The 26,386-nt window shown below is 40.8% G+C and carries 26 protein-coding genes, 1 tRNA gene and 1 pseudogene; 11 read left to right on the top strand and 17 right to left on the bottom strand.

Annotated features, from left to right (window positions below):
- The first annotated feature begins 63 nt into the window (after window positions 1-63).
- The 4 genes from GNF10_RS12200 (at window position 64) to GNF10_RS12215 (ending at window position 4,164) form a co-directional block, all read left to right on the top strand.
- Window positions 64-1,203 (top strand): tetraprenyl-beta-curcumene synthase family protein, encoded by a 1,140-nt coding sequence (locus GNF10_RS12200; protein WP_260446242.1) that lies wholly within the window; start codon window positions 64-66, stop codon window positions 1,201-1,203.
- A gap of 387 nt (window positions 1,204-1,590) precedes the next feature.
- Complete coding sequence (locus GNF10_RS12205; protein WP_185580781.1) at window positions 1,591-2,706, top strand: FAD-dependent oxidoreductase; 1,116 nt, start codon at window positions 1,591-1,593, stop codon at window positions 2,704-2,706.
- Between the two features lie 130 nt (window positions 2,707-2,836).
- Window positions 2,837-3,794, top strand: a protein-coding gene (locus tag GNF10_RS12210; protein WP_221643592.1) for an IS630 family transposase whose coding sequence is annotated in 2 segments (ribosomal slippage) — window positions 2,837-3,180 and window positions 3,179-3,794 — 960 coding nt in all. Because the reading frame shifts where the segments join, the coding sequence is not laid out codon by codon here.
- A gap of 178 nt (window positions 3,795-3,972) precedes the next feature.
- Window positions 3,973-4,164: a hypothetical protein gene (locus GNF10_RS12215; RefSeq protein ID WP_185586258.1), complete on the top strand. Its 192-nt coding sequence runs from the start codon at window positions 3,973-3,975 to the stop codon at window positions 4,162-4,164.
- Between the two features lie 611 nt (window positions 4,165-4,775).
- Here the strand turns inward: GNF10_RS12215 and ssuE are convergent.
- The 3 genes from ssuE to GNF10_RS12230 form a co-directional block, all read right to left on the bottom strand.
- Window positions 4,776-5,342, bottom strand: a complete 567-nt coding sequence (ssuE, locus tag GNF10_RS12220; protein WP_185586257.1) for an NADPH-dependent FMN reductase — start codon at window positions 5,340-5,342, stop codon at window positions 4,776-4,778.
- 65 nt (window positions 5,343-5,407) lie between these two features.
- Entirely contained in the window at window positions 5,408-6,565 is a 1,158-nt protein-coding gene (ssuD, locus tag GNF10_RS12225; RefSeq protein ID WP_185586256.1) for an FMNH2-dependent alkanesulfonate monooxygenase, read from the bottom strand.
- Between the two features lie 268 nt (window positions 6,566-6,833).
- Window positions 6,834-7,412 (bottom strand): rRNA large subunit pseudouridine synthase E, encoded by a 579-nt coding sequence (locus GNF10_RS12230; RefSeq protein WP_185586255.1) that lies wholly within the window; start codon window positions 7,410-7,412, stop codon window positions 6,834-6,836.
- Between the two features lie 574 nt (window positions 7,413-7,986).
- Between GNF10_RS12230 and hisC the strand changes: the two genes are divergently transcribed.
- Window positions 7,987-9,048 carry a histidinol-phosphate transaminase gene (gene hisC / locus GNF10_RS12235; protein ID WP_185586254.1) on the top strand — a complete coding sequence of 354 codons (1,062 nt, stop codon included), beginning with the start codon at window positions 7,987-7,989 and terminating at the stop codon, window positions 9,046-9,048.
- Window positions 9,049-9,489: 441 nt separating this feature from the next.
- Here hisC and GNF10_RS12240 read toward each other — a convergent pair.
- Window positions 9,490-10,302, bottom strand: a pseudogene (locus tag GNF10_RS12240) (transposase).
- Window positions 10,303-10,684: 382 nt separating this feature from the next.
- Here GNF10_RS12240 and xerC point away from each other — a divergent pair.
- Window positions 10,685-11,878: a tyrosine recombinase XerC gene (gene xerC, locus GNF10_RS12245; protein WP_185586253.1), complete on the top strand. Its 1,194-nt coding sequence runs from the start codon at window positions 10,685-10,687 to the stop codon at window positions 11,876-11,878.
- 57 nt (window positions 11,879-11,935) lie between these two features.
- Here the strand turns inward: xerC and GNF10_RS12250 are convergent, their stop codons facing one another.
- The 4 genes from GNF10_RS12250 to GNF10_RS12265 all read right to left on the bottom strand — a co-directional run bounded on the left by GNF10_RS12250 (window position 11,936) and on the right by GNF10_RS12265 (window position 13,647).
- Window positions 11,936-12,508 (bottom strand): hypothetical protein, encoded by a 573-nt coding sequence (locus GNF10_RS12250; RefSeq protein ID WP_185586252.1) that lies wholly within the window; start codon window positions 12,506-12,508, stop codon window positions 11,936-11,938.
- Between the two features lie 131 nt (window positions 12,509-12,639).
- Window positions 12,640-12,870: a hypothetical protein gene (locus GNF10_RS12255; protein WP_185586251.1), complete on the bottom strand. Its 231-nt coding sequence runs from the start codon at window positions 12,868-12,870 to the stop codon at window positions 12,640-12,642.
- A gap of 5 nt (window positions 12,871-12,875) precedes the next feature.
- Window positions 12,876-13,403: a hypothetical protein gene (locus GNF10_RS12260; RefSeq protein WP_185586250.1), complete on the bottom strand. Its 528-nt coding sequence runs from the start codon at window positions 13,401-13,403 to the stop codon at window positions 12,876-12,878.
- A complete protein-coding gene (locus GNF10_RS12265) occupies window positions 13,396-13,647 on the bottom strand; it encodes a hypothetical protein (protein WP_185586249.1) in 252 nt (83 codons plus the stop codon). The genes GNF10_RS12260 and GNF10_RS12265 overlap by 8 nt, the downstream gene beginning before the upstream one ends.
- A 112-nt stretch (window positions 13,648-13,759) precedes the next feature.
- On the opposite strand from GNF10_RS12265, the gene GNF10_RS12270 reads away from it, so the two are divergent.
- From GNF10_RS12270 to GNF10_RS12280, 3 genes are all read left to right on the top strand, one after another.
- On the top strand, window positions 13,760-14,410 hold the full coding sequence (locus GNF10_RS12270) for a hypothetical protein (protein ID WP_185586248.1): 651 nt from the start codon (window positions 13,760-13,762) through the stop codon (window positions 14,408-14,410).
- 67 nt (window positions 14,411-14,477) lie between these two features.
- Window positions 14,478-14,645, top strand: a complete 168-nt coding sequence (locus GNF10_RS12275) for a hypothetical protein (RefSeq protein ID WP_185586247.1) — start codon at window positions 14,478-14,480, stop codon at window positions 14,643-14,645.
- A gap of 324 nt (window positions 14,646-14,969) precedes the next feature.
- The gene (locus GNF10_RS12280) at window positions 14,970-15,416 is read left to right on the top strand and encodes a hypothetical protein (protein ID WP_185586246.1); all 447 of its coding nucleotides are present in this window, start codon (window positions 14,970-14,972) and stop codon (window positions 15,414-15,416) included.
- A gap of 309 nt (window positions 15,417-15,725) precedes the next feature.
- Here the strand turns inward: GNF10_RS12280 and GNF10_RS12285 are convergent, their stop codons facing one another.
- The 8 genes from GNF10_RS12285 to thrC all read right to left on the bottom strand — a co-directional run bounded on the left by GNF10_RS12285 (window position 15,726) and on the right by thrC (window position 19,932).
- Window positions 15,726-15,917 (bottom strand): hypothetical protein, encoded by a 192-nt coding sequence (locus GNF10_RS12285; RefSeq protein WP_185586245.1) that lies wholly within the window; start codon window positions 15,915-15,917, stop codon window positions 15,726-15,728.
- 92 nt (window positions 15,918-16,009) lie between these two features.
- Window positions 16,010-16,159 carry a hypothetical protein gene (locus GNF10_RS12290; RefSeq protein ID WP_185586244.1) on the bottom strand — a complete coding sequence of 50 codons (150 nt, stop codon included), beginning with the start codon at window positions 16,157-16,159 and terminating at the stop codon, window positions 16,010-16,012.
- Window positions 16,160-16,307: 148 nt separating this feature from the next.
- Window positions 16,308-16,487 carry a DUF1778 domain-containing protein gene (locus GNF10_RS12295; RefSeq protein ID WP_185586243.1) on the bottom strand — a complete coding sequence of 60 codons (180 nt, stop codon included), beginning with the start codon at window positions 16,485-16,487 and terminating at the stop codon, window positions 16,308-16,310.
- A 3-nt stretch (window positions 16,488-16,490) separates the two neighbouring features.
- On the bottom strand, window positions 16,491-16,712 hold the full coding sequence (locus GNF10_RS12300; RefSeq protein ID WP_185586242.1) for a hypothetical protein: 222 nt from the start codon (window positions 16,710-16,712) through the stop codon (window positions 16,491-16,493).
- A gap of 378 nt (window positions 16,713-17,090) precedes the next feature.
- Entirely contained in the window at window positions 17,091-17,282 is a 192-nt protein-coding gene (locus GNF10_RS12305; RefSeq protein ID WP_185586241.1) for a hypothetical protein, read from the bottom strand.
- Between the two features lie 196 nt (window positions 17,283-17,478).
- A tRNA-Cys gene (locus tag GNF10_RS12310) sits at window positions 17,479-17,549 on the bottom strand.
- Between the two features lie 360 nt (window positions 17,550-17,909).
- The gene (locus GNF10_RS12315) at window positions 17,910-18,503 is read right to left on the bottom strand and encodes a chromophore lyase CpcT/CpeT (RefSeq protein ID WP_185586240.1); all 594 of its coding nucleotides are present in this window, start codon (window positions 18,501-18,503) and stop codon (window positions 17,910-17,912) included.
- Between the two features lie 337 nt (window positions 18,504-18,840).
- The gene (thrC, locus tag GNF10_RS12320) at window positions 18,841-19,932 is read right to left on the bottom strand and encodes a threonine synthase (protein ID WP_185586239.1); all 1,092 of its coding nucleotides are present in this window, start codon (window positions 19,930-19,932) and stop codon (window positions 18,841-18,843) included.
- A 651-nt stretch (window positions 19,933-20,583) separates the two neighbouring features.
- On the opposite strand from thrC, the gene GNF10_RS12325 reads away from it, so the two are divergent.
- Window positions 20,584-20,775: a hypothetical protein gene (locus GNF10_RS12325; protein ID WP_114082085.1), complete on the top strand. Its 192-nt coding sequence runs from the start codon at window positions 20,584-20,586 to the stop codon at window positions 20,773-20,775.
- Between the two features lie 62 nt (window positions 20,776-20,837).
- On the opposite strand, the gene GNF10_RS12330 is transcribed toward GNF10_RS12325, so the two are convergent.
- Complete coding sequence (locus GNF10_RS12330) at window positions 20,838-23,210, bottom strand: hypothetical protein (protein ID WP_185586238.1); 2,373 nt, start codon at window positions 23,208-23,210, stop codon at window positions 20,838-20,840.
- A 399-nt stretch (window positions 23,211-23,609) separates the two neighbouring features.
- Here GNF10_RS12330 and GNF10_RS12335 point away from each other — a divergent pair, with 399 nt between their 5' ends.
- Window positions 23,610-25,265 (top strand): iron uptake porin, encoded by a 1,656-nt coding sequence (locus GNF10_RS12335; protein ID WP_185586237.1) that lies wholly within the window; start codon window positions 23,610-23,612, stop codon window positions 25,263-25,265.
- The last annotated feature ends 1,121 nt before the right edge of the window (window positions 25,266-26,386 follow it).

Raw genomic sequence — 26,386 nt, forward strand, 5'->3', positions numbered from 1 at the left:
GTGATATTTATTTTTTTAAATTTTAATCTAAAACAATAGTTTAAATAAATATACTGAATGTTGATGTTCAGAAATAAATATCACAATTTTAATAAAAGTATCAAAGATAATCTCCAAAAATCTTTGTTATTACAAGTCCCCTCTAATTCTGGGATGCTGATGTTGAGAACCTATTGTGATGTTCTGCCACGAGTTCGTAAATATTTAGAATTCTGGAAAAAAAATGCTGAACAAATTCCTAATCCTGAATTACGTAAGCAGGCTCTATTAAGTATAAGAACTAAAACATTTCACTGCGAAGGTGGCTCTATCTATGGATTACTTGCCAAAAAAGAAATTGAGCCAATAATTTGCTTTATTGTTGCTTATCAAACAATTAGTGATTATTTAGATAACCTATGCGATCGCAGTAATTCCTTAGATCCGAAAGATTTCCGTACTCTCCATCAAGCTTGTTTAGATGCTTTAACACCTAGTGCTAAATGCATTAATTACTACCAGTTCCGTCAAGAACAAGACGATGGTGGCTATCTGATGAAACTAGTAAAAACTTGTCAAAATGTATTAAGGCAGCTACCATCCTATCAATTAATTGCCCCTAGTTTATATCATCTGGCTGATTATTATTGTGATTTACAAGTTCATAAACACGTCCAAGTTAAGGAGCGAGTTCCTCGCTTAAAAGCATGGTTTGAAAGACATCGTAGCCAAATTCCTCAAATGAAGTGGTATGAATTTTCAGCTTCTACTGGCTCAACATTAGGAATTTTTTGCCTTGTGGCCTATGCAAGCGATCCAGATTGCTCTGAGGAATTAGCTACAAAAGTTAAAAACAGCTACTTTCCTTGGGTTCAGGGGCTTCATATCCTACTTGACTATTTTATCGACCAAGAAGAAGACCGCATAGGTGGGGATTTAAATTTCTGTGCTTACTATAATAATGGGCAAGAAATAAGCGAACGGTTTACCTATTTTCTTAAACAGGCTGACAAAGCTGTTTCTTGTTTACCACATAAGCACTTTCATCGAATGATTAATCGAGCTTTATTAGGTGTTTATCTGGCTGATGAAAAAGTTAATCAACAGCAAAGTATCAAAGAAACTGCAAAGAGAATTCTCAGTTCATGTGGTGGTTCATCAATCTTTTTTGTATGGAATGTTATGATTATGGCTCAAATTAGATATCGAAAAATATTAGCATAGTTAATCTGATGTATCAAAGGATATATAGCAATCCGATAGCGAGTCAGACGCTCCTGCGTCGCTCTAAGCGAAGCCATGCCGCAGGCTTTACGCTGCGCTATCGAGCGTCTTTGATTCCTGAATCATTAGTAGAGGTAAGGGACTGGTAAGAAGGAATAAAGGTGTACTGAGTTTTGTTCAAAAATCAAATATGAGTCCTATAGATAAACAGATATTAGTTATTGATAAGCAAGGATATTCATCATCTTAAAATCCAATATAAATTTTTATTTGTTACTTGTCTAAAAAATCAGAGAATAATCAATGAATCTGTAAAATTTTGGGTATCCCTTTAAAAAAATGTTCATCAATCAAAAGAAATTCTAATTAGATAAGGATAATTTAATAATGTCTAAAATTGCAGTTCTTGGGGCAGGACCCGCAGGGTGTTCCGCAGGTTATCACTTGGCTAAAAGTGGGCATCAAGTCACGCTTATAGATAAGGACTCTTTTCCGAGAGATAAGACTTGTGGAGATGGAATCAGCCTTGGATCGGTTCAAGCATTATCCACAATTGGGATATATCCAGATGATATCAAACGTTTAGCCTCTGAGTACGCTCAAATCGATGGATTTCTGCTCGGAGTTTCAAACGAGATTAGCCATCTGTGCCCCAGTGAGCTTAAAGGTTATTGTGTACCTAGATTTGTATTCGACAATCTTCTTTATCAAAAAGCAATTAATGCAGGGTGTGTAGCTCGAACGCAGAGAATTAGCGATATTGAAGGCTATCACCCAGAACTTTATAGTGATTTTGATTACATAATAGATGCACGCGGTGTCTATGCAGGAGAAGCTAATGCGATCGCAATTAGAGCTTACTGGAGTATAAAAGTGGCAGATTTTCCAAAAATATATCTCTCAAAAGCTCAAATTTACTTTGATAAAGCTCTTGGGGTTAATGGATATGGTTGGATATTTCCCGTAGCGGTAGACTCAGAATTGGTCAAGCTCAATGTTGGTGTGGGAATGTGGCTAAATGAATATCAAAAGAACAATACAAACATTATTCGGCTTTTCAATGAATTTGTGCAGCGTAATCAGGCTACAAAAGAACTCTTAAGCTTAGTAGTTAGTCAGCAAAAGCCTAAAGCTTATCCCTTAGCCACTGCAAAACGAGCTAACACAGTCAGCTATGGCAAGGTTTTCAAAATTGGTGATGCTGCTAATCTAACAGATCCTTTGACTGGTGAAGGGATCGCAAATGCTATTCTCAGTGGCTTATACGTGACGCAAGCGATTAATATGAGTACTAGTCCAGAATTAGCATCTGAAAATTGGCAGCGTCTTTATGATCTATACTTTGAGCCAGACCTCGATGCTGGTTTACAGATAAAGTCTTTTAGGAAATTTTCATTTATAAATAAGTTATTAATCTGGTTGATGAATAGGAATAAGCCATTTGCAGAGCAGGTAACTTATACATTTGCAGGCTTAATTCCTTATAAAAAGCTACTTCCGTAACTCCCGCCATGAAGCCATCATTCTTCTTCAAAATCTCCCTGATGTTTCAGTGTTGGACATAATATAGCGTTTACCGGTCTAATGAAGTACACTGAATCAAATAAAGCCGTGCATCCTCTTCAGGGTAAAAATGAAAGCATATTCCCTCGACTTACGTCGAAAAATACTTGATACATATCAGACAGGTGGAATATCACAACGTCAGTTAGCAAAAAGATTTTGTGTAACTTTAGGTTTTATTGAGAAATTACTTAAACAATATAGAGAAACAGGAAATATCGCGCCTAAAATTAGGACGAAACAAACTCCACCAAAGCTAAACGAACAACAACTTAATGTTCTTTTTGAAATAGTGGAAGCTAAAAATGATGCCACATTGAAAGAAATTCGTGAGCAACTTCAAGAAAAAACAGGAATCACGATTGGTATTTCTACAGTAGATAGAATGTTACAAAAAATGGAAATCAGCTTAAAAAAAAACATTATATGCCTCCGAAAAAGAGACTGAAAGAGTTCAATTATTAAGAATACAGTTCTGGCTACAAATTCAGGGAATACCGACTGAGAAGCTTATCTTCCTTGACGAAGCAGGAGCTAATATATCTTTGATAAGACACTCTGCTCGCGCCCAAAAAGGCAAAAGAGCGCACAGTTCTCGACCTCAAAAACGTAGTAAAAATGTCTCCGTAATTGGTGCAATTGGTCTTAAGGGCGTGATTAGCCAATACAGCATTTTGGGTGCAACTGATGGTCTGACATTTGAGGCTTATATTTCTCAAAAATTAGTTCCGAAACTTGAGGAAGGTGATTATATTATCATGGATAATTGCTCAATTCATAAAGGTGGAGACATTGTAGAATTAATTGAGGCTGCTGGAGCTAAATTGATTTATTTACCACCATATTCTCCTGATTTTTCACCAATTGAAAATTGTTGGTCAAAAGTTAAGAACATACTACGTTCTATTGGTGCTAGAAGTTATCAAGATTTAGCAAAGGCGATTGAAACTGCTTTTAACAAAGTCTCTTTAAATGATATTTATAATTGGTTTACCCACTGTTGTTACTGTACTTCACTAGACCGATAAACGCTATATTTATAGAAAATTACTTTAATTTTCCTTAACCATTAAGTTGATCTAAATACATAAGTTCTTCGCACTCTACTTAATGGTTAAGTTTGCTTTTTTCTCATTGATGCAATAAAGCGGAACCGAAAGATTAGGTAATCCATTCTAAAACTAGAATTTCAGGTGGAATGAAACCATGAATATATTTAAGTACATCAAAAAGGCGATCGTTTTTGCCTTGGTTGTGTTTAGTTTGAGTTTGGCGCTTCAAAGCCCTAGCTATGCGGCAGCTTTAGAAGGAAAATGGAAGCTTACCTCCTTAAATAATTCTCCTGTTCCCGAACAGTTTAATATTACAATCCATTTTTTTCACAACGCGATCGCTTAAGCTGAAACCTTTGTAGGACAGTAGTTTTAGTTTTTTAACTTCATCAATGATCTGTGATATGGAAAAAGTATTTGCCAAAAAGCTAGGGTTTTGCCGGATAAAGGAAGCGAGTTCTTAATTTTGAATAAAGTCAAGCTTAGAGGATGTTTGAAAAGTCCTCTTCCTGGTAACAAAACATTCTAGATCCCCCTAAGTCCCCCTTAAAAAGGGGGACTTTTACTCCGGTTCCCCCTTTTTTAAGGGTGGTTAGAGGGGATCTAAAAGTGTCTAAAGTCACAGCGAAATACTTTTCAAACAACCTCTTATCTAACCTATATTATTGGCAAACTTTCTTATATCCTGATGGCAATTTTAAAATCTCAAAAGAAAAAGTAGTAGATAGTTAAATTAACTAATCTACTACGGGTAGAGTTAGGAGACAATTTTGATATCTATAGCAATCCTAAATTAGTTGTAAAAATTATTTTTTAAACTTAGAAGCAAAGTGGTGAGACAGTCCGGTTGTTATTTTATATAGAATTTTATGCAATTTGATTAACTTTTAAAAAAGGTAGCAGATGGGGAGAAATTACCCATCCGCTACAAACAAACGGAGGTATAAACTTGATTATTTAATTGGCATGAACCAATTCTTGAGGCGCGGCGGCATCATAAGCTACAGCTTTAACAAATTCTTTGAGGACATCTTTGAGCCTTTGGTCAATTTCTTCATCTAAGACGACACTGTTATCAGCTTGTCGTTGAATTTGTTTGTCTACTGCATAAACAGTAGCTAAGATATGCCGCGCTCCTAATTCAGATAATACAGGTTTCAGAGCATATTCAATTGCCAATAAATGAGCGATCGTTCCACCAAGGGCAATTGGTAATACGGGTTTACCTGTCAATGATTTTTGTGGGAGCAAATCTAGAAATGTTTTCAGCACTCCTGTGTAAGCAGCTTTGTATATTGGGGTGGCTATAATTACACCATCAGCCTTTGCTAATAAGGCTTTTGGCTGTTCTAAAGCAGGGCTATCGTATCGTCCAAAAACTAAATCTTCAGCAGGTAAATCCCGAACTGAAATAATGTCTACATGCAAGCCTTCTTGTTGTAAAAGCTTGGCGCTGTATTCGACCAAACCATAAGTTCTAGATGGATGAGTTGGGCTACCTGCGATCGCTAAAATATTTGTCATTCAATTAAACTCCTATGTATGAAATGAGAATGGGGAATGGGGAATAACCAATACCCTAAACTTTACTAGGATATGGATGTGGCTTTCTCTTTGTGCTGCTTAGGGAAATCTTCATTTGCCACAATCTCGCCAAATGGACTCAAGACATGTTGCTTCTCTACTGCTGGCAGATTTTCTAAGGGCAAATGGGGAAATAGAAGTTCTGCGACTCGATAAGCTTCTTCTAGGTGGGGATAACCAGAGAGGATAAAGGACTCAATACCTAAATCTGCATATTCCAACATCCTCGCTGCTACGGTTTGAGGATCGCCTACTAAGGCTGTTCCCGCACCACCCCGCACCAAACCAACTCCTGCCCAGAGGTTCGGACTAATCTCTAAAGCCTCACGATTACCGTGGTGTAATTGAGTCATCCGTTGTTGTCCAACTGAATCCATCCGGGCATAAGCTTTTTGAGCTTTAGCGATCGCTTCGTCATCGACATATTTAATTAAATTATTGGCTGCATCCCAGGCTGCACTCTCTGTTTCGCGCACAATCACATGTAAACGAATCCCAAACCGCAAAGTCCGGCCTTCTGTTTCTGCAAGTCTGCGAACTAATGAAATCTTCTCGGCTACTTGCGCCGGTGGTTCGCCCCAAGTTAGATAGACATCTACGTGCTTGGCAGCAATTTTTTGAGCAACAGAAGAGGAACCGCCAAACCACAAAGGTGGATATGGCTTCTGAACAGGTGGAAACAGCAGCTTACCATCTTGAATATTGAGATAATTGCCCTGAAGATTGGCTTGTTCTCCACTAGCGATCGCTCGCCATACTGTCAAAAATTCATCTGTTAATTCATAGCGCTGATCGTGATCCAAATGCAAGCCATCTCCCGCCAACTCTACGGGATCGCCTCCTGTCACAACATTAATCAGCAAGCGTCCTCCAGAGAGACGATCAAAAGTCGCCGCCATCCGCGCCGCTACTCCAGGCGATACCAAACCGGGACGAATCGCGACCAAAAAACGCATCTGTCGTGTCAGCGATACCAGCGTTGACGCTACAATCCAAGCATCTTCGCAAGAACGTCCCGTGGGCAGCAATGCCCCTGTATAACCAAGGTCATCCACCGCTTGGGCAATCTGCCGCAGATAGGGAAAGCTTACTGCCCTTCCACCTGTAGCAGTTGCAAGGTAACGTCCGTCGCCGTGGGTTGGGATGAACCATAGTAGCTGCATGAATCCTGTCCTTTTAAACTACGGTAAAACGATAGAACTACCGTGCTTTGTTTATAGATGTAGAGTATCACATATTCTACAAAAGCCCGCAAGAAGTTTTTTTAGAAACTCCGGTATTCCTATCAAACCAATGTATATTAAGCTGTGTTTAATAAGATAGCGATCGCAAAGATTGGAAATCGGGAATTGAGTATGGTTATTTTCCTTGCCCCCTTTTCCTTCTCATTCCCTGATCTCCCTTTGCTCCTTAGCCCTCTTCCTGTCGTCTCTAAACAGAAATAAATTGGAGTTCAGATGTGGTGAGGTCGCGCCATTGGCCCAATTGTAAGTTATCTAATCGTAGGTGGGCTATGCTGACCCTAACTAGTCGCAAAGTCGGAAACCCAACAGCCGCAGTCATGCGCCGGACTTGACGGTTTTTTCCCTCTGTCAAACTCATTTCCAGCCAAGCTGTCGGTACATTTTTGCGAAATCTAATTGGCGGGGTGCGTTCAGGTAGCTCTGGCTCTTTTGATAAAAGCCTAACTTGTGCTGGTTGAGTGCGGTAATCTTGAATTTCTACGCCTGTTTGCAACCTTTTGATCGCATCTTCATCTGGAATTCGCTCTACCTGTACCCAGTAAGTACGTTTATGACCAAAACGCGGATGGGCAAGGCGATGTTGCAATTGTCCATCATTGGTTAACAGCAGTAATCCTTCACTATCCCAATCTAAGCGTCCTACAGGATAGACATCAGGTACATCTATATAATCTTTCAGGGTGCTATGTGTGGGAGCATCTTTTGTAAATTGGCTGAGAACGCCATAGGGTTTGTAAAAAATAATATATCGGTGATGATTTGTCATTTGTCATTTGTCATTTGTCATTGGTCATTGGATATTGTTATTCTTTTCTTGCTCCTTTGCCCCCTGGTTCTATTTTCTAACGATATCTAAACATTTTTGAGGGGAAATAAGCGTTCAAATACTTTCTCCGTAAGGGCAATTCATGAATTGGCCCTACGACGCGGGTCTATTTATCATCAATTAATGATTAATGAACACCTGAAATGACGTATTTAACCTGAGTTCGGGTTAAGCCAGAAGCTAAAAAGCTTATTCTGTCAGGATTGAATAAAACTGGAATTGGTCAAAGCAGGGATAAAAGTGGAATCATTTTGTCAATAAGGTTCACAAATGAAACTAATCTCAGCAATATGTCTTATTGACAATAGATGAAAACAGAGCTTTAGACCGAACAACGATAATTCAAGGCTTTTGAGGATTTCTTATCCCGAACTCAGGTTATTTACGTTTATTCACAGCATAACTCTGTATAGTATGTAAGTCTTAAAGCCGTATTTTTTGATGTAAACGACAAAAAACGATATCGTCAGAAATTGTGGGTTGAAATTTGCTTAAGATACACAACCAATGCCCTATGACTAATTACTTTCGCTCCAATGTTGATGCAATGGCTAGCTATGTTCCCGGTGAGCAGCCTCAACGCGGTACACAGATAATTAAACTCAACAGCAACGAGAACCCCTATCCTCCTTCCCCTGCGGCACTAGCTGTACTGCAAAATATTGAGGGGGAGTGGTTGCGGCGATATCCAGAACCTTTCGGCGGGGAATTTCGAGAAGCCGCAAGTAAAGTTTTAGGAGTTCCTAGCGATTGGATTATTGTAGGCAATGGCAGTGACGAATTGTTGAGCGTAGTAATTCGAGCCTGTGCAGAACCTGGAAAGAAGGTAGTTTATCCGATGCCAACTTATGTGCTATATCGTACATTAGCAGAAATGCAGGCTGCGGAAATTATTGAAATTTCCTACAGCGAGGACTACAGTTTACCTTTGGAAGAACTGGTTGCTGCCAATGGTGCTGTCACATTCATTGCATCGCCGAATAGTCCATCGGGGCATCTGGTAGTAACTAACGAACTGCGCCAATTAGCCAACCAGTTATCTGGAGTTTTGGTAATTGACGAAGCATACATAGATTTTACCGAAGAGAATGCGTTGGCTTTGGTAAAGGAATACGAAAATGTCATCATAATTCGTACACTTTCTAAGGGCTACTCGTTGGCTGGACTGCGATTGGGATTTGGAGTGGCGAATCCTAAACTGTTGCAGGGATTGTTTAAAGTCAAGGATAGCTATAACATTGATGCGATCGCTTGTGCAATTGGCACGGCTGCCATTACCGATCAAGCTTATAAAAATGCTTGTGTGGCAAAGATTAAAGCATCACGGAATCAGCTATCAACAGACTTGAAAGAATTAGGTTTTCATATCTGGGATTCTCAAACTAACTTTTTGCTGGTACAGCCTCCACAAAGAAACGCGGAATATCTCTATCAAAAACTGAAAGAACAGGGAATTTTAATCCGTTACTTCAAGCAGCCTGGGCTAGATGATAAATTACGCATTACTGTTGGCACAGATGAACAAAATCAAGTTCTAGTAGAAGCGTTGATTTATTTGTTGGGGACTGGGGATTAAGGCAGGGAGAAAGCAGCTAAATCATTGATATATGGTGAAGTTAGCAAGACTATGGATACATCGGTATATTCTCAATTACCTTTTTTTGTCCAAAGTCCAAGATAAACCTCTACCTTACATTTTTACCCCAGTTCTTTACCTAAACCACCCAAAATAACCCCAAAAAGCTCTGAAGGCTTTGAAAACAAGCCTTTAACGCCCAAGAAAAAAGGGCTTCAAAATCCTGTAATGCTTATATTTATTTGTACATTCACTAATTATTTGTCAATTTAACAAAATATTGTCACAATATTCTAAATACTTAATCAGCCGCTCATTTGCTTGCTGAATCTTCGAATCGATTGGGTCGTCCATGCCAAAAATGTAGCTAATTTTGTGACTACTTTTGACATACCCCTTTTCTGTCACTTTCCGAAATAAACAAGCAGTAAATATAGTAAATTATGCAGAGGAATAAAAGGGTTTGAATCCATTCATAGCACTAATGAGTTGGTTAAATCCAAGCAGGAAATTGGAATTGGGAAAACATCAAGCCAGGGATAAATCAACCAAAAGAGTAAAAGTGGTTGGACAATTAAGCGCAGATTATTGAGAGTATTCTTCCATCCGGTTTGATGATTCCACTGTTGATGTGCAGTAAATACAGTTGAACTGTTTTCTGAAATCTCAGGTGCAAGCTGATGAGATTGAAGGGAAGATAAAAACGCTGGAGAGTTTAAACTAATCATGGTGTAAACACAACAAATAATTTCCCACCATTTCTCAATATGCTGAAAATCAGTAAACCGATAATCTGTCAATGTTATGTTATCGTAAACTCCATAGGCGTTGACTGACACTATCCCATTATCTATTTTCCCCACACTTCCTAAATATTGTCTGGCTACGTAATCAGTCTTTTTACCTTTTTTCCTATCTCCTGTTTCATCTATGACTACGGTAATTCCTTTTCCATTTAATGCTAAGAGTGATTTTCTCTAATCTTTGGTTCTTTACTTTCTCTACTGACCACTCTGAATTGGCAATAAAATGATGTAATGATTGGGCTGAGTTTATGCTTACTACTTTCGCTATCTCTGGTAAGGATTTTCTTTTGAGCGTTGAGATTATTCCCAAATGTAAATATTTGAAGCACTCATAATTTCTTACTTCTTTGAATATGTTTCTGTATTCCTCACAATATTCATCTATGACTCCCACTGTCGGGTGGGCATCTCGACGTAAATGTTTAAGGATTTGTAATTCTACATCCATTGCTCTACCTACCTTGTAGAGTTTTTTCTTTCAACTATTGTATTCTTTATTCTCGGAAAGTGACAAAAGAGGGGTAATACGGCAATGAATGGCAGCAAATGGAAGAGTATGTAATGGCATGTAAGGGTTGGAGGATTACCCCACTTTTACCCCAGAAACAACAAAGGACGGGTAGAAGCCCGTCCCTGGAATGCTTGTAAAGCTTAGTAATTTTAAAAGGCGGCACCCAGATTTGAACTGGGGGTGGAGGTTTTGCAGACCGGTAGCTTTGCATCCTTGGGTACCCCTAGCGCCCTTATGTCCAATAATCCAGCCAAACTATCTTGACTTTGGCTATCAAACTGGCTATCATCAGGGGAACTAAAGGTCATTGATAGCCAAAATGAGCATAGCAAAAAGCGCTAGGGGTAATGTAGGGGTAGAGGAGTACCGAGGTAAGCTAAGGCTTCGGTTGCCCCGGTTAGTTACCCAGGCAGGTCAGAACAGATATCTTAATACCGGGTTGGATACTAATGAGATTAATCGGCGGCGGGTTGATTCAGTAGCCAACTGGATAGAGGAAGAGATAATCACTGGGCAACTTGACCCAACCCTTGAGCGCTACAGAGAGAAACTAGATAGCTACAGGAAACCTCAGTTAACCATAGTTAAGCCTAATACACCCCAGACAGACATCATGGGACTATGGGAGCAATACTGTGCCTATATGAAACCTCAGCTAGCCTCTACCACATATCGGCGAGATTATGCCAGAAAGTATACTAACCACATCAAGGCATTACCTACTAAAGACTTGAGTCAGGCGATCGCTATCAGAGATTACCTACTAACCCAACTAACCCCTAATGCAGCCAAGCGGGTACTGACTTACCTAGCTGCCTGTTGTAAATGGGCGGTTGGCTCCGGTCTAGCAAAGGATAACCCTTTTGCTGGTATGTCAGAAGACATCAAGCTACCTAAGCATGATTCAGATGCCATTGACCCTTTCAGTAGGGTAGAAATGAATACCATTATCAAAGCATTTGAGGATACCAGAGCGCATTATGCACCCTTTGTTAAGTTCATGTTCTGGACTGGTTGTAGAACAGGGGAAGCGATCGCGCTCCAATGGAAACATATTAACTCCGATTGCACCCAGATCACTTTCTCAGAGTCCTATGATAGCCAGCTAAATATTAGGAAGGGTACCAAAACAGGTAAGGCTAGAAAGTTCCCTTGTAATAGCCAAGTCAGAGAGTTATTACTGTCCATTAGACCCATAAACCCCAACTCAGAACAATCAGTATTTACCAGCCCTACCGGGGGAATCATCAGCAATACTAGATTTTCTACCCAGGTCTGGAAAGGGGGCAGAACAAGTAATAAAAACTACAATGGGGTTATTCAAGGGTTATTAGATGAGGGTAAAATAGAGCGCTACAGATGCCCATACAATACCCGGCATACTTTCATTACCTTAATGCTGGCTGAGGGGTTAACAGTTTCCACAGTGGCTAAGTTGGTAGGGAACAGCCCAGAGATTATCCTTAAGCATTATGCGGGTAACACAATACCCTTAACCCTGCCAGAACTCTGATAATCTGGTTAACCCCCTAGAATAACCCCTGGAATAGTCCGGGGGTTTTGTTATTAGTTACTGGGATTTTAGGAAGTCTAACCAGGTGTCCAGGGGTCTAAATAAATGCCTGGGTACTGCATAGGATAGTTCCTTATATTTGACTCTTAACCAGCTTGTCTCTCTGGTTAGCCTATCCGCCTCAGTTACCCTGGTTTTCCCTGTGTTGCGATCGATGGCAACTACAAAGTGAACAGGGAACCGATAGCGCTCCCATCGGGTTGCAATACCGCCTACCAGTATGTTATGATTCTCAAATATGCCTGATTTGGACTTAACCTCTAAGTTGTAACCAGCCCCCTTGTGAATAACTCGGATGTCTCGCTGGTACTTTGGGTACAAGTCTTGGGCTAGCTTAGACTGATTCCGCGATCGCCAGTTATCCGGGTCAGGTCTGTAACTTCCATAGACCGCTCTGTGGGTCATATATTGGTCAGGTTGGTAAACCTTGTCTAGCCCTTGGGTGTTCAGATACTCAGTTAGACTATATTCCCAACTGTTACCACAGGCTAGCCTAGCCTCGAAAGACTCTAGGTAATAACTGCTGTCTTTTCTCTCCCCATTAGGAGAAAGATGTGCTATAATGGTCATAGTATTGTTGATAAAGATTTATTGATAGCTCCCTTGGTACTGGTCATACCTTGGGGGCTTTGGCTGTTCTGGTAGGTCTTGGGCTTAAATCGAAATATTTATCAGATGCATCGAAACATTTCGATAAAAGGTTACATCAGGCGGTCTTGGTACTGGTTTTCAATCCCTCGGGTGTCTTGGGTTGCCTGATTGGTTTTAGCGCGTCTTGGGTTGGATGATGCCTTGATAACCCTGCGTTGCCCTTGTTTACCTTCCAGAACTTTGATAAGCCTCCTCTTCTGGGCTAGGGTCAACTGATCGAATATGTTTATTTGGTCGGGGGTTAACTGAAACTTTTCAATAGCTTGGTTGCGATTAATCATTGGTTTTATTCCTCTCTTTGGTATTTGATATCCTGTCCGGTCATATCCCTCTCTGGTAAACCTAGTTGCTCCTCAAGGGAACCAAGGTTAATACTGACCGAGATATTAGGTTCTGGTAGAGCTTCCCGATCCATTCGATCCCTAACCAGTGCCCTGGCTAACTCCCCCATTTCCTTAAGCATCCTGGCTACTCTGAGATTATTGTCAGCATTAAACTGTGCAGCCAGAGAATCAACAGCCTCTAGAGCTATCGATAACAACCGCTCTTGTCTGTCATCTATGGTCAAACCATCGGCTGAGACATTAGTAGTTAGCCTGGGGTCTACTGGGCGGCTCTGGGATATTGTTGTGCGTTGCAGGGGCTTTGAATGCTTTTTATGGCTATAAATCTGCTGAGGGGTTACATGAACCCCCAGAGTTATCAGGTAATCAACTAAGGCGGTTGCAGGCAGCCCTAGACTGACCTTAGATTCAAAGCTTTGTCTAGCCTCGGTATTTAAAGCGCAGATAGGGCAGGTGGTTTTTCTAACCATTGGTCTTAACCTCCTTAATAGCCTCTACAAGAGCGTCAAGACCAACTAAGAAATCATCAGCCTCTACTGATGCCAAATAGGATAAACATTCGCCGTATGCCTTCCTAGTCCCCTCTGTCATCTGATTATTTTCTAGTATTTCTCTAACTACTTCTGACATGGGTTGTTTTGACTTATCAGCCAAGTCAGCCAAGTAGTTGTATGTGTCTTCCTCGATCCGAAATGATAATGCTTTGGTTTTCATTTTTGTTAGTCCATTTATATATAAATCAGTCAAGTACATCCTTCGGCGTTTCAGGGTTTTTTGTACTTGACTATCTCTTAATAGAAGACCAAATAATCTAAGGACTAATAAAATGGCAAATCTAAGTTATGTGGAACAACTAAAACAGCAAGCGCGAGAAATAGCAGCCGAAGCAGCTAAAGCTCAGAAGGAAGCTGAGGCGGCTCAAAAAGCTATTGATGATGCTGATACATTTAAGAAAATCTCTGCGCTTAAAACCTTACATGTGTTGCAGGATGCTGTTCAAAAACTAATCAAGCATGGTTTACTATCCTATGACCGGGCTGAGGTATATCTTAATAAATACCTTATGGTCTATGGCCGGGACAAAGCTATCAATGAATACTTAAGACTAGGAGCGCTTCTGTTAACTCAGGAAAACTTCGGAGTTGAGTCAACAACCGCCCGATATGGTAACAAAGGACTCCTGTGGCATGGTCAGAGTTATGAAAGCGCTGAGGCGCTTTATGCAGCCGTGCAGGCGGTTATTGGCGATGATCCATTAGAACATGTTCAATGGATTTATAGCATTCTGGATTCAGTCTTTTCAGATGATCCGAGTGCAATAGTCTTTGCTTGTTCTACCCCAGAGAGATTTGAGACTTATGCTAATCTTTACCGGAGGGAAGTTAAGGAGGCTAAGGAGCCGTTGTCAGTCCCTGATTTGTCTCAGATAACAAGCGATGATGCTTTTCTCCTCTCATCCTTTTTCGGACAGTTCTAAAGCGTTCAGTAAGTCATAGGGGCTAACTCTATGACTGTTTTTCTATTAACAAAATGAGGTCAATATTATGTCTGATTTAACCATTCAAGTTTCTACTCAAACCCTAGCTCTATTGAATGCTGAGGCTACCAAACAAGGGATTACAGTTAATGCCTTATGCGCTTCTGCATTCAAGCTGTTAGAAGCCCGCATAACCTTTCTAAGCGCACAGGGACATAATACAGCCAAATATTAAACTAACAGCATTTAAGGTCATAGTTCAAACCCCAATAAGTATTTATGCTTACCGGGGTTTTATTATGGGGTAACTAGCGAACTGAAGGATTGCCAGTTATCTCCTATTATCTCTGGTTATCTCCTGTTTGACCCAGTAGCAAGGCTATTGAGGATTGTAGGTTAGTCAAGGATACTTGTGTTTCCAATATAACAATAAAGACACATAGCCTTGACCCTTAATACCTATGAGAATAGATTAAGGAAGTAATATTGAATACATTAAATGATAAACAGATACATATATTTTATTGAGAAGCATCTTAGGGTAATAGGAGTTATGGGGGTGCTAGTTATATCCCTGTATGTTGCGGTTCAAACAGGTACAAATAGAATAGATCAGCCCCAGGAACAAGCCCAAATCCAAACCCCGGTAGGTGATTTAGATGATGATGGGGATGATGAACCCTTTGATAGGTCTAAATGCAAGGTTTATTATGCGGGTGTGCTATTGGGCGCTAATGTGTTCTGGTTTCATCATGGCTCCCGTGGGACATACCTAATGTTTACAGATAGCGATCAGTTGGTAGATAAAGCACAAAATAGAGGTGTAAACATCTGGCTATCTAAATCAGATTTCCTAAATCTACTCGGTAGTGATCTAATGCAACAGATGGAGCCAGAAGTTAAGGAAGTATTTGCTAGCCGACTAGACCGCGCTAACTATGTGGCTGTGGTTGATGACAGCTTAACCGCCAGAGCTAGCGGTGCGGCGAATGATTGTGTAAGGTAATGCTCATTGATAACTTAAGCCCCTAGTGGTTATCTAAGGGATACCAAGGGGCTAAGGGGGTACTGGCTAGCGCTGGGTGATTTACTAGTCCCCTAATATTTCCCAGTTACCTCCCCAGTTACCTCCAGTTACCTCTGGAGGTAACCACTAGAACCTTTATGGAGCTTAGGTTCTAGCCTGCGGGTTACCTGGTTACCTCATATTTGGCAAACAAAACCCCTATAGTAATCTGTAATCTGTACACCCTATTTTAGAAAAAATAGAGGTAACCAGGTAACCGGAGGTAACTGGGGAGGTAACTGGGAAATATTAGGGGACTAGTAAATCACCCCCGCTACCTACTTGTACAGCAAAGATGTCATAAATCCTTACTAAATCTAATGCTGCTTTTCTATTGTCCTGGCTCTTATCCTCATCATCAAAGCTTGACTTAGTATCATTAAAGCTGTTATAATCAGACATATCGACTTCCTTTAAGTTGGTTTTGTTTGAGTAATCCATTATTTGAATCCTTGGGCATTAGCCCTATTTGTTTGAACTTAATATTGGTTTTAGGGTTAGCTAGCTGGTTACTGGTTAACCCTATTTGGTGTTTAGGCAGCATGATTAGCCTTTAGGTATTCCCGGATAGCATCTCTAACTACTTGTGCTAGGGGAACCTCTCTCTGGTCAGCGATCGCGCTTAACTGTTTTCTTGAGTCATCTGAGAACCGCATTGTAAAAATCTTCTTAGTTTCAGCCATTTAATCCCTCCAGATATTCGCTTGTATTACTTGTAGAATGTCAAGGCTGGTTAGTTAACAGTAGAATCAGGGTTCTAGCCTCTGGGTAATCCTGGAAACATTAAGGAATCCTAAAGATATTTTAATCTATGTCTTTAGGAATAGGTATTTATGCTTGCGGGTTCACTATTACCCCTAAATCTGCCTTGATTGCCTTGAGTACAGTAGACCGGACATAGCTAGACATCCCCTGTCCGGTTGTGGTAGCAGCTTGCTGTAGTAGTTCATGTTCTTCCTCAGTTAGCCAGACTTGCAACTTAACTTTGCGGTTAGTTCTTTGGTTAGTCATTATTTATAGCTCCTCATCAAAGAAGATTTCCTCACCCTCAGCCCAAGGTAGGCTATCAATAAATATTGCACCCAAATCAAACTTAGACCCGCGCAGAGTGTATAAGGTCTTCATTGCTGACTTGACCGATGGAATAACCGATAACTTCTCTAAATCCGCCTTATCTAGCTCGATTAGGTATTCATCTAAACCTAAAACTACTCTGGTAAAAACTGGGAGTTTCATTGTTTTTTTCCTTTCCCAGTATACTCCCATTGTAACCCACGCAGATGTTAATAGCTAGTAATAACTGGCACATTTTGTATATAAACTGGTACATAGGGTTAACCCTATTTGAGGTGATTTGGTATTTTAGGCTGGCTGATAATACCCTTAGAAATCTGAAATCTCCTCTGTCAGACTAATGAGAATCCTAAGACTCTAATGGGAAACCATAAAGCATCATCGCTAGCGCTAGCCAGGAACCCATAGGCGCACCGGGGGGTTACTAAGGGCCATAAAAATACCCCTAGTTAGTTTGGCGCTAACAAGGGGAAAAGGTACAAACAAAACTCAAAGAATGCTTAGTTAAAAATAGAGGTTTTATAAAAGTTATAGTTGCTACTATTTAGTCAGATGGGACACAAGGCGCTTCAATAGCTCAGTGTTGGCGGTCAAGTCGCGGTCTATGCGCTCAAGGGTTGCCTCGGTTCTCAGTTGGGTTGCCTTGACTACCTCAATACTTAACTGTAGTTCCTTGAGGGTAATCGGCTTGACTGATGAGGTATCGGACTTGGGCGGCCATAGAGATACCATTAGCCGATGCAAGGGATTGGAGCTTCTGATAGAGATCATAGGACAGAGTAACTGGTAACTTAAGGGATGCCATTAGATATCTCTTGGATGTCTAGTTATATCCTTAGTCAGTCAAGTTACCCCTTTGGCTATCAGATTGGCTATCATTTACCCCAGTTTATCTGTCTTCGATTATCCTAAAAGGCTGAAAGCCTTAAGGCGGCACCCAGATTTGAACTGGGGGTGGAGGTTTTGCAGACCTCTGCCTTACCACTTGGCTATGCCGCCACATCGACAATATAAAGCCTTTTTGCCTACCATTTGATATCTTGAGGAGGCAATAAGAGCAGTTTAACAATAGTAGCACAAGATTGTGAAGTAGAGATAGTGGGTTAACCGGATGTTTCTGTTAGTCTTGCGTCGCCATCCAGTTTTTCGTTATATCTGGATTAGCGATCGCTAATCCAAACTTCTGTGATAATTTAGCACTTAACCCGTGCTTCCTTGCTAGGAGCGTGTTCCAGACCACCTATTCGACACTACTTTTAAGAATGTCAATCAAGAAATTAACAGTGTAAGTGGGGATGTCGTGAAATAGACGTTCATCAACATCTACCTACAAACGGCTTACTTTGAGGATCTAGCGCGTTAATTAGCTTTGACTTCATCGGCAAAATTAGCCCATCGGACAAAGTGAAAGGGGCCGGCAATGGAACCCCACAGTCGCTCATCAGTGTCTAAATCCCTTCCCCGGTCGAGGCTGAAAAATTCTTTAGCGTCAATCTCAAATTCGTTATCTAAATAAGTATTTTTGCCGTCACGAACCACAATGCAGCCTTTACCAGGTTCGACCCTGCCTTTGAAGCTATTACCTGTCCACTCTACAATCATGTTGCAGCCTGACATTTTTTCCAGTTGGTCAACAGACAACTCTTTGAGGCGTTCGGGTTCACGAGATGCACCGTAAAACTTTTGTTCTTCTTTAACGGTGTAGTGTTCAATAGCAATGTGGTTTTCTGCCGGAATCAAGTTCATTACCCGCATCCGGTAGGGTTGATTGAGCATAAAATCATAAGCTTGTTCGAGAAACAAACTTACCCCTGAGAACAATTCCAAGGGAAGGGGACGGATACATACACGAATGTGGGCATAAAAAGGCGGATTTTCAAAAGCTTGTTCTTGATTACTAAAGTCAGCTGACATCCATCGCGCTAAGGTAGCAATATCAGTAGAATGAGTCACGTCGCTTCGCTCCAAATTCAAAATTCAAAATTAATAATCCCCCTAAATTTATTTAGGGGCTTGTATCCTTTTGTTTGTTGGTGATTATTAAAATGATCAACCAGCTGATTAAAAATCCTTTAGGATTATACCATTTTGGATTTTAGATTCTTGATTTTTGATTGGGGATTGCCTTGCTGCATCTTGCTTAGTGTGAATTCATCTATCGCAATCATTTGGCAATTTGGGATTATTTTGACACTCGCCATACTAAAAAATATTGCCTGCGATACCTCCGGTGGGCTTTGCCTACCAATTTTTCAATTAGATATTACAATCGCTGGTATTTCCAAGCTGCTTAAAATCCCATTGCCTCGGCGACTGCGCCCAATTCTGCTGCAATCCCCTGTTTAAATTGACTGTGATTGTGTTTAATGGCTGTATCTGGGTCTTTTAGACCATTGCCTGTGAGGACACAAACCACTGTCGCCCCTGTAGGAATTTGGTCTTTTACCTGCAATAATCCGGCTACAGAAGCGGCGCTAGCAGGTTCGCAGAAGATACCTTCTGATGATGCTAAAAGTCGATAAGCATCGAGAATTTCTGCATCGGTAACGGCATGGAAATTTCCCTGACTTGCAGTTTGGGCTGCGATCGCTAATTCCCAGCTAGCAGGGTTGCCAATGCGAATTGCTGTCGCTAGGGTTTCGGGATGCGCCACGGGCTGACCGTGTACTAATGGGGCTGCACCTGCGGCTTGGAATCCCATCATTCGGGGTAAGCGATCGCACTTACCATCTTGATGATATTGACAAAAGCCCATCCAATATGCTGTGATATTTCCCGCATTGCCAACAGGGATACACAGCCAGTCTGGGGCATCACCCAGCGCATCGACGATTTCAAAGGCTCCAGTTTTTTGTCCTTCTAGGCGGTAGGGATTGACGGAATTTACCAAAGTTACCGGATAGCTTGCGGCCATTTCGCGGACAATTTCTAGCGCTTGGTCAAAATTCCCTTTAATTGCCAATACTTCTGCACCATACAGTAATGCTTGGGCTAACTTGCCCAGCGCTACATAACCGTCGGGAATTAATACAAAGGCATTCATACCTCCACGCCTTGCATAAGCGGCGGCGGCGGCTGAGGTGTTACCCGTGCTGGCACAAATTACTGCTTTTGCTCCTGCTTCCTTGGCCTTGGAAATTGCCATAGTCATCCCCCGGTCTTTGAAGCTGCCGGTAGGATTCAGACCATCATATTTTACAAAAACCCGTACTTGTCTGCCAATACGTTCTGCGATCGCTGGCACTGGTATTAGAGGTGTGTTGCCCTCCAAAAGAGTGACGACCGGCGTTGTTTCACTGACAGGCAAGTATTGGCGATAGGCTTCTATCAGTCCGGGCCAAGGTTGGCGATGAGATTTAGCAACAGACAGGCTCAAAGTCACAGGATTTAAAATTTCTTAATGTTAAGGATTCGATATTTAGAGAAAGTGGCAGATGGAAGCGGAAGAGGAAGAAAGTGAATTTTTCTTTGCCCTGTCCCAGCCCTTTAATTCCAAAAGAATATTACTTATAGAATATTATTTTTTGTGGTGCAGGTGTTTCACTTGCCATTTTTATTTAGAATACCAGTTAAATAGGCAATGTGCTGTCTCTCCTTGGCAGTAGCCTTGGACGAGTCCTTGCCCAAGACTACTGTCAAAAAGAGTGGATATTAAAAAGGTATATTTTTAAGGAGATTGGGGGAATCTCTGCTGTATCAGTCCTCAATTTTCATAATCTAGCAGAATTCTTGATATAGTCTACATATAATTCGTGCGTAAATTCCCCAAAAAGGGCGATAATAATTCATACAACCATAATTGACAGGCTATCAATTTTAAGTATTGCTAAGTACCGTCAAGTGGGCGGAAGCTTTGCACACTTAAGGGCGCTGTTCTGTTTGGAACACAGCCATGATGCTCACCGTCTCTTATGATTGAACCCAAACCCCATTAGAGTAATTGATGAAAAATATACAATATTTTAATAAAGCTTAAAAGAGCATTATTATAATATTTCTAATGGTGTGAGTTAAATTGTGGATTTAATTAGCGATGCCTACTTGTTTATCTAGTGTTTCCGATCGCGAGTCCCAGGCTAACTGGGTAAGTAAGCTAACCAAGTCTTATTATCAAGACGATCAGCAAGCTAAATTGATGCATTTACAAGCAGAAGTAGACTCTCTGTTGCAGCAGTTGGAAAACCTGAAGAACCAACGTCTAGCCGAAACTAACCAAAAAGAATAAGTCAATTTTGGAGATAGCCATCGCCAGTGCCTCTTTAATTTAAATTTGATTAGGGGGGCGTGCTATTCAAAGCGCTGATTTTTCTCTGACCAGCGCCTCAGACTGTAGTTATGAGCATTTTCAACTAATAAAGCTAAAGATTGCACGTCTGAAAGCTTGGCGATCGCAGAGAGTCTTTGTAAGTCATTTCTGGTAAAATCACTGTAAATGACTTGATTGCTATCAGACAAAATTATAGTCCGGTCGCGGTGTTCTTCTATGTTTTCCGCCTGAATTTCAGGTGAAGACTGATTCAAGGATGCTATTGCTGCTACTGAGATAGTCAGTATTATTTCTGGTTGAGCATTATTTGTTAACTCAATCACTTGAACGGGCCAATCACCCAACTTTTCCTGCATCTGCTCAAAAGTAGGAATAGCACCAGTTGCGACTTCGCCAGATTGCTGTAAAGATTGCCACACACTCGATAATATTACCTTCACCCCTTGGGGATTTTGTTGATGCAGTTCTTTTAGAGTGATGGGAGATGGTTGTACCCATTCCAGTGCTGCATTTGTCAAAGCTAGAGGTTTGGGTTGGAGAACATCGTTTTGATTCTCTGGAATTTTTGGGCCCGCAGCCAATAGGCGCAAAACTTTACCCTGTAGTTGCACTGCTTTGATAGCGGCTATAGTAATTTTTTGTTCTCCATTTGGCAACCAGACTATAATCTGGATTTCCGGGTCAGAAATGATTCCCAAAGTTTTCCAGAAAAATTTAGCGGCGGAAGTTTTGGATGGGTTCAAATTCTCAAAAGGGGAATTTAGCCAGCTTTTACCGTCATTAAATGCACTCACCTCTACCTGATACCAAACTTGATTATCAGTGAGTTTCAAGTCTGCTGAGGAATTTGGTTGCAGCCACTCGCTGCTTGTAACTTGACTAATTGGTTGCACTGTACCAACAATCTGACTAGGGTGAGTAGAGGATATTTGCGACTTTGCACCCTCACTATTGAGTCTTGCTAACAGACCTTGAATATAGGCAAGATTATCTTTTGTAATTTTTGGTTGCGTCTTTAACCAGGAATTAGCGTGTTCTTCTCCCTGCTGAACAGCCAAAATCAAAGCGAACCAAGCTTGCACGTCTAGTCTATTTGGGTTCACCCGCAACGCTGCGGCAGTGCGATTCCACAACCGTTTTTTATCGGCTTTGAGTAGAGTCGTAATTTCTGGGGTATTATGTGGCGACGCTTCAAACACCTGTAATGCTTTCCCCCAACGACCATCAATCAAGTCTGCTAGCACTTCTTGACTAGGACTTGCCCATTTTTTCTCGGCTTGGGTTTTAGTAAGTTGGGAATGCAAGCGAATCAAATCCATTTGCGCTTGTGCCACCCCTGGAAAAACTCCTTTGCGCTGTTTCTTGATGAATTTCAACCATTCAAAAGCTGGTGTCCATAGTCCACTACGGGCAATTGACAGGGCATTTTGGTATGCAGAATCTTTGAGGGCTCCTGATTTGAGAGTAATCGCCTCTAATTCAATTGGTTTGAGAAATAACTTCACAGGCTTGACTTGGTAAACCTGTAAGTGCGGTTCTAAGCCTATAGTTTGATCAACAACTAACTCTTTTGTACCATCACCAGTTACCTGCTGCCATCTGGGTAATTGTCCGTTGGGACTTGTCCAAGACAACATTTGTAGTAAATTGGTGCGTTGTGGATTGTAGTATACAACTTGACCATAAGCACCAGTTCCTTGTTGGCGTTGACCCTGCAAATTAAACCAAACTCCTGGTGATGGTGTCCCAGTGTCAAAGCGTTGCACTTTAGTTAAAGGTAGGGGAACACTGATATCTTGGGGTTCTGATGTCTCATCAAGTGAGGGTGAAATCACAGAGGATTCTTCTGGCCCAGTTATAGGTAATTGAGTAGCTAAATAGTAGTAATTTTCGGACTGAGATTTAAACTCTAACTCTTGTGATAGCTCGTAAACCCTAAGTTCCACAAGTTTTTTACAATCAGATTGACAATTAGCACGCTGTTGCCAAACTGGCAGTAAAAAAGAGTCTTTCGCATCTTGACGTAAAGGCAGAGTTTCGCCAAATATTTGGTTTTTCTGACTCAAATCGAGTTGAATTTGTTTGAGAGTTTTGGGGCGTTCGTGGTTCCCAAGGGGAATTTGTGCCCATACAGGTAAAATTTTATTTAGCCAGCTTACCTGGTCAGGATTGTAGATAAAGAGAACGCTAATCCAGGCGAAAGCCATAATTAGACTAGCACTAGTCAACAAAATTGCGTAGCTTGCCACCGTAGGCATCGCTAGCGTTGACGACAACCACCTTCCCTCTTTGAGCTTTTTCTGGGGTTTTTTAGCGATGCGTTTCATCACACCTGTATGAGGTTTATTTTGTTTAGAGGCTTTTGGTGTCAGCTTGCGTGGACGATTTGCCATAGATTGGGGATTGGATACTGGGGATTGGGGATTGAAAAAGAGGCAAGAGGCAAGGGGGAAGGGAGCAGGGGGGACAATTCAGAAAGGGCGATTCAGACCCATGTTCCGCTCTACTTCACGGCTCTCGGTTGGGGTCATTTCCCCCTGCCCTTTCCCCCTACCTCTTCGTTGAGAAAACTCTTTCCTAGTTCCCAGTACCTAGTCTCCAATACCCAATACCCTGTTATACTCGTCCTTTCAGAAGTTGCCCAGAAAGATTAAGTCTAATTTTGGACAAAATCCGTAAATTTTCCCATGTGAACACTAGACAATAGCGCATACACTCTTCACTTAAGTATGTGAGCAGAGTGTAAAAAGTTGAAAGGTATACTTATTAGCCGCAGTCATCGCAAAACCTGGATGCTCGCATGGTTACTAATTGCGGGAGTAAATGGAGTTGCCCAAAAAGCATCAGCACAAGAGTACATCAATATAGAAACTATTCAGGCGCAGGAGAGTATAGATTTAAATTCTCCTCCCCTTTCCCCCATAAATCCGATGGCGCAAGTTACATCGGTTTCTCAACTCAAAGACGTACAACCCAATGATTGGTCATTCCAAGCATTACAGTCTTTGGTGGAACGCTATGGTTGTATAGCAGGATATCCAGATAGTAGCTATCGCGGTAATCGCGCTTTAACTCGGTATGAATTCGCTGCCGGTGTGAATGCTTGTTTAGATAGAGTTAATGAATTAATCGCTACAGCCACCAGCGATTTAGTTACCCGCGAAGATTTAGCAACATTACAAAAATTACAATCAGAATTTGCTCCCGAATTAGCAACTTTGCGGGGTCGTGTCGATAGTTTAGAAGCCAGAACTGGCGAACTTGAAGCTAACCAATTCTCAACAACAACCAAACTCAATGGACTACTAATAGTTGGTATTCAAGGACGGACTAGCAATCGTGGTGATGTCAATCCTAGAGATGGACAAAAAGATACAGATGATGCAGGGACAAACATTAATGTTATATCCCTGGCGCAACTATATTTGACCAGTCAAATCACTCCTAGTAGTTACTTGTTTACAGGTCTTTTAGACGGTAACGGAAAAACTTCACCTAGATTTACCAATAGTGTTTCCCGGAATGATGTTTTTCTTGGCTACGAATTTCCTACAGATAGCTTGATTGTAAGTGACCTCAATTTTCATTGGCTGGTGACGGATAAATTAGCGGTAATGGTGGGGACAGAAGGCGTAAGTATGCCTGCTGCTTTCCGAGGCCCCAATCGGGTAGAAAGTGCTGCAACAGGGCCTCTGTCTTTTTTTGCCCAAAGAAACCCAATTTTAAATATGGGATACGGTCACGGCGGTATAGCTATTGATTGGCAATTTGCTAAACGCGCTAGTTTACAGGCAATTTATACTAGTTATCAACCAGGAAATCCCGGTAACAGTAGCGGTTTATTTGATGGAACCACTACTACAGGTGTGCAATTGCTGTTAACACCAACTGACACTCTAGATTTAAGTTTGTATTACGTCAACAATTATTCTTCGGATGGTTGTTTGCTAACCTTTGTTGGTGATGAATGCTTAACTACAGTTAATACTACTACCGGAAAATCAGCACCTTTGCAAACTAATGCTGTGGGTGCAACTGTCACTTGGCAAATTTCATCCCGCATTAGCGCAGGTGCGTGGGGTGGTTATACTAAATCTTACATTCCTGGGCAATCGGGAAATGTAGAAACGACGAATTATATGGTGTTTATGAATTTCCCTGATTTATTTGCTAAAGGAAATTTGGGGGGAATTTATGTCGGTCAACCTCCTAAAATTACTAGTAGCAACCTACCTGTGGGGAATAATGTCCCTGATTTTATTAATACTGGTTTAGGACGTGCAGGTGGACAACCAGGCACTACCACTCAAATTGAAGCATTTTATCGTTTCCAGCTAACAGATAATATTAGCATTACACCAGGAATAATTCATCTCTTGCAGCCTGGTAATACACCAGATAGTGACTCAGTTACCATCGGCATTCTGCGGAGTACTTTTAGTTTTTAATTTTGCTTGCAGACAAACATTATAGAGCTTATACCAATTCTTTCTGAAGCTGCATAGAATTGGATCCCCCCTAGCCCCCCTTAAAAAGAGGGACTTTGAATTCCCCCCTTTTTAAGGGGGATTTAGGGGGTGCAACTTCACATTAAATTAGTACTACAGCATATCAGACGAGAGAAGCGCCTGATAAATTAAATTTTTTGGCGATTTTTGCGTAAGTTCTGGAGATATAAAAAAAGGTTTGGCGGTGAGCCAAACCTCTATATAAATCCAGTGCATAACAACATCCCGAATTAATTTACTCATTATTATATTCATAGGGCATCTTCCTATAGGATGTGTGCAAATATCCTCAAACCTGATAGGATATTTTCTAGTATCATTAAATACCTCAAATAGAAAATTAATCTACCAAATGTTAGAAGCTATGGCAGATTAATTTAGATATTAAAGATAGTAAAATAACTCAAAATATTTTTATATCAAAAACTTGCATGAAAGCAATTTTTCTAACTAGTAAACAAAATAAAAGACGGGATAATTTATCCCGTCTAAATAGCTTGAAAGTGGCAATACACCTTGGACTCTGCAAAAAACAGCACAAATAAAACCTAATAGGTTGTAAGACGAACAAATAATATGAACAAAAAGAATGCTAGTTGAGCTTATTCTTAATGTTTCAATCATTTGCATTCTAGCTAATATATCACAGCTTAATTATAATGCCATGTCAAAATGCCAAATAATTAGCGACAAAAAAGACGGGCTAACGCCCGTCTTCTGTATAAAAAGTAAAAACATCTTGGTAATTTCTGCAATATATCAGAATACTCTAATCACTAGCTGCCAAATTGCCAAATACTTATTAATCAAAGACGAATATTATTTTCTCTGTAATTAAATGTATTTGTCAGCTATAGATTTTACTCTCAAGAAAAATTAATAGTTACTCAAAGAATTTAGTGATGGTTTGTAATAAAATATTTAGTTTTCTCTTGTTGTCGTCAATTAACATTGTATGAGGTGTAGTTTTGAGACATAAAAAAGCCTGTGTAGGCGTTGCCCATCTTAAACATTGCACTATCAATTAGAGATAATTTATATTTGTCTAAATAGTATAATAT

This window comes from Nostoc sp. UCD121 (assembly GCF_014222285.1).
Taxonomy (GTDB): Bacteria; Cyanobacteriota; Cyanobacteriia; order Cyanobacteriales; family Nostocaceae; genus Nostoc.

Coding starts and splice junctions, on each gene's coding strand:
- xerC (WP_185586253.1), top strand. CDS start 10,685: ATGAGCATAGCAAAAAGCGCTAGGGGTAATGTAGGGGTAGAGGAGTAC.
- GNF10_RS12200 (WP_260446242.1), top strand. CDS start 64: ATGTTCAGAAATAAATATCACAATTTTAATAAAAGTATCAAAGATAAT.
- GNF10_RS12215 (WP_185586258.1), top strand. CDS start 3,973: ATGAATATATTTAAGTACATCAAAAAGGCGATCGTTTTTGCCTTGGTT.
- ssuE (WP_185586257.1), bottom strand. CDS start 5,342: ATGACAAATATTTTAGCGATCGCAGGTAGCCCAACTCATCCATCTAGA.
- GNF10_RS12205 (WP_185580781.1), top strand. CDS start 1,591: ATGTCTAAAATTGCAGTTCTTGGGGCAGGACCCGCAGGGTGTTCCGCA.
- GNF10_RS12285 (WP_185586245.1), bottom strand. CDS start 15,917: ATGGATTACTCAAACAAAACCAACTTAAAGGAAGTCGATATGTCTGAT.
- GNF10_RS12305 (WP_185586241.1), bottom strand. CDS start 17,282: ATGGTATCTCTATGGCCGCCCAAGTCCGATACCTCATCAGTCAAGCCG.
- hisC (WP_185586254.1), top strand. CDS start 7,987: ATGACTAATTACTTTCGCTCCAATGTTGATGCAATGGCTAGCTATGTT.
- GNF10_RS12330 (WP_185586238.1), bottom strand. CDS start 23,210: ATGGCAAATCGTCCACGCAAGCTGACACCAAAAGCCTCTAAACAAAAT.
- GNF10_RS12270 (WP_185586248.1), top strand. CDS start 13,760: ATGGCAAATCTAAGTTATGTGGAACAACTAAAACAGCAAGCGCGAGAA.
- GNF10_RS12295 (WP_185586243.1), bottom strand. CDS start 16,487: ATGACTAACCAAAGAACTAACCGCAAAGTTAAGTTGCAAGTCTGGCTA.
- GNF10_RS12335 (WP_185586237.1), top strand. CDS start 23,610: ATGCTCGCATGGTTACTAATTGCGGGAGTAAATGGAGTTGCCCAAAAA.
- GNF10_RS12260 (WP_185586250.1), bottom strand. CDS start 13,403: ATGGTTAGAAAAACCACCTGCCCTATCTGCGCTTTAAATACCGAGGCT.
- GNF10_RS12265 (WP_185586249.1), bottom strand. CDS start 13,647: ATGAAAACCAAAGCATTATCATTTCGGATCGAGGAAGACACATACAAC.
- GNF10_RS12255 (WP_185586251.1), bottom strand. CDS start 12,870: ATGATTAATCGCAACCAAGCTATTGAAAAGTTTCAGTTAACCCCCGAC.
- ssuD (WP_185586256.1), bottom strand. CDS start 6,565: ATGCAGCTACTATGGTTCATCCCAACCCACGGCGACGGACGTTACCTT.
- GNF10_RS12230 (WP_185586255.1), bottom strand. CDS start 7,412: ATGACAAATCATCACCGATATATTATTTTTTACAAACCCTATGGCGTT.
- GNF10_RS12275 (WP_185586247.1), top strand. CDS start 14,478: ATGTCTGATTTAACCATTCAAGTTTCTACTCAAACCCTAGCTCTATTG.
- GNF10_RS12325 (WP_114082085.1), top strand. CDS start 20,584: ATGCCTACTTGTTTATCTAGTGTTTCCGATCGCGAGTCCCAGGCTAAC.
- GNF10_RS12250 (WP_185586252.1), bottom strand. CDS start 12,508: ATGACCATTATAGCACATCTTTCTCCTAATGGGGAGAGAAAAGACAGC.
- GNF10_RS12290 (WP_185586244.1), bottom strand. CDS start 16,159: ATGGCTGAAACTAAGAAGATTTTTACAATGCGGTTCTCAGATGACTCA.
- GNF10_RS12300 (WP_185586242.1), bottom strand. CDS start 16,712: ATGAAACTCCCAGTTTTTACCAGAGTAGTTTTAGGTTTAGATGAATAC.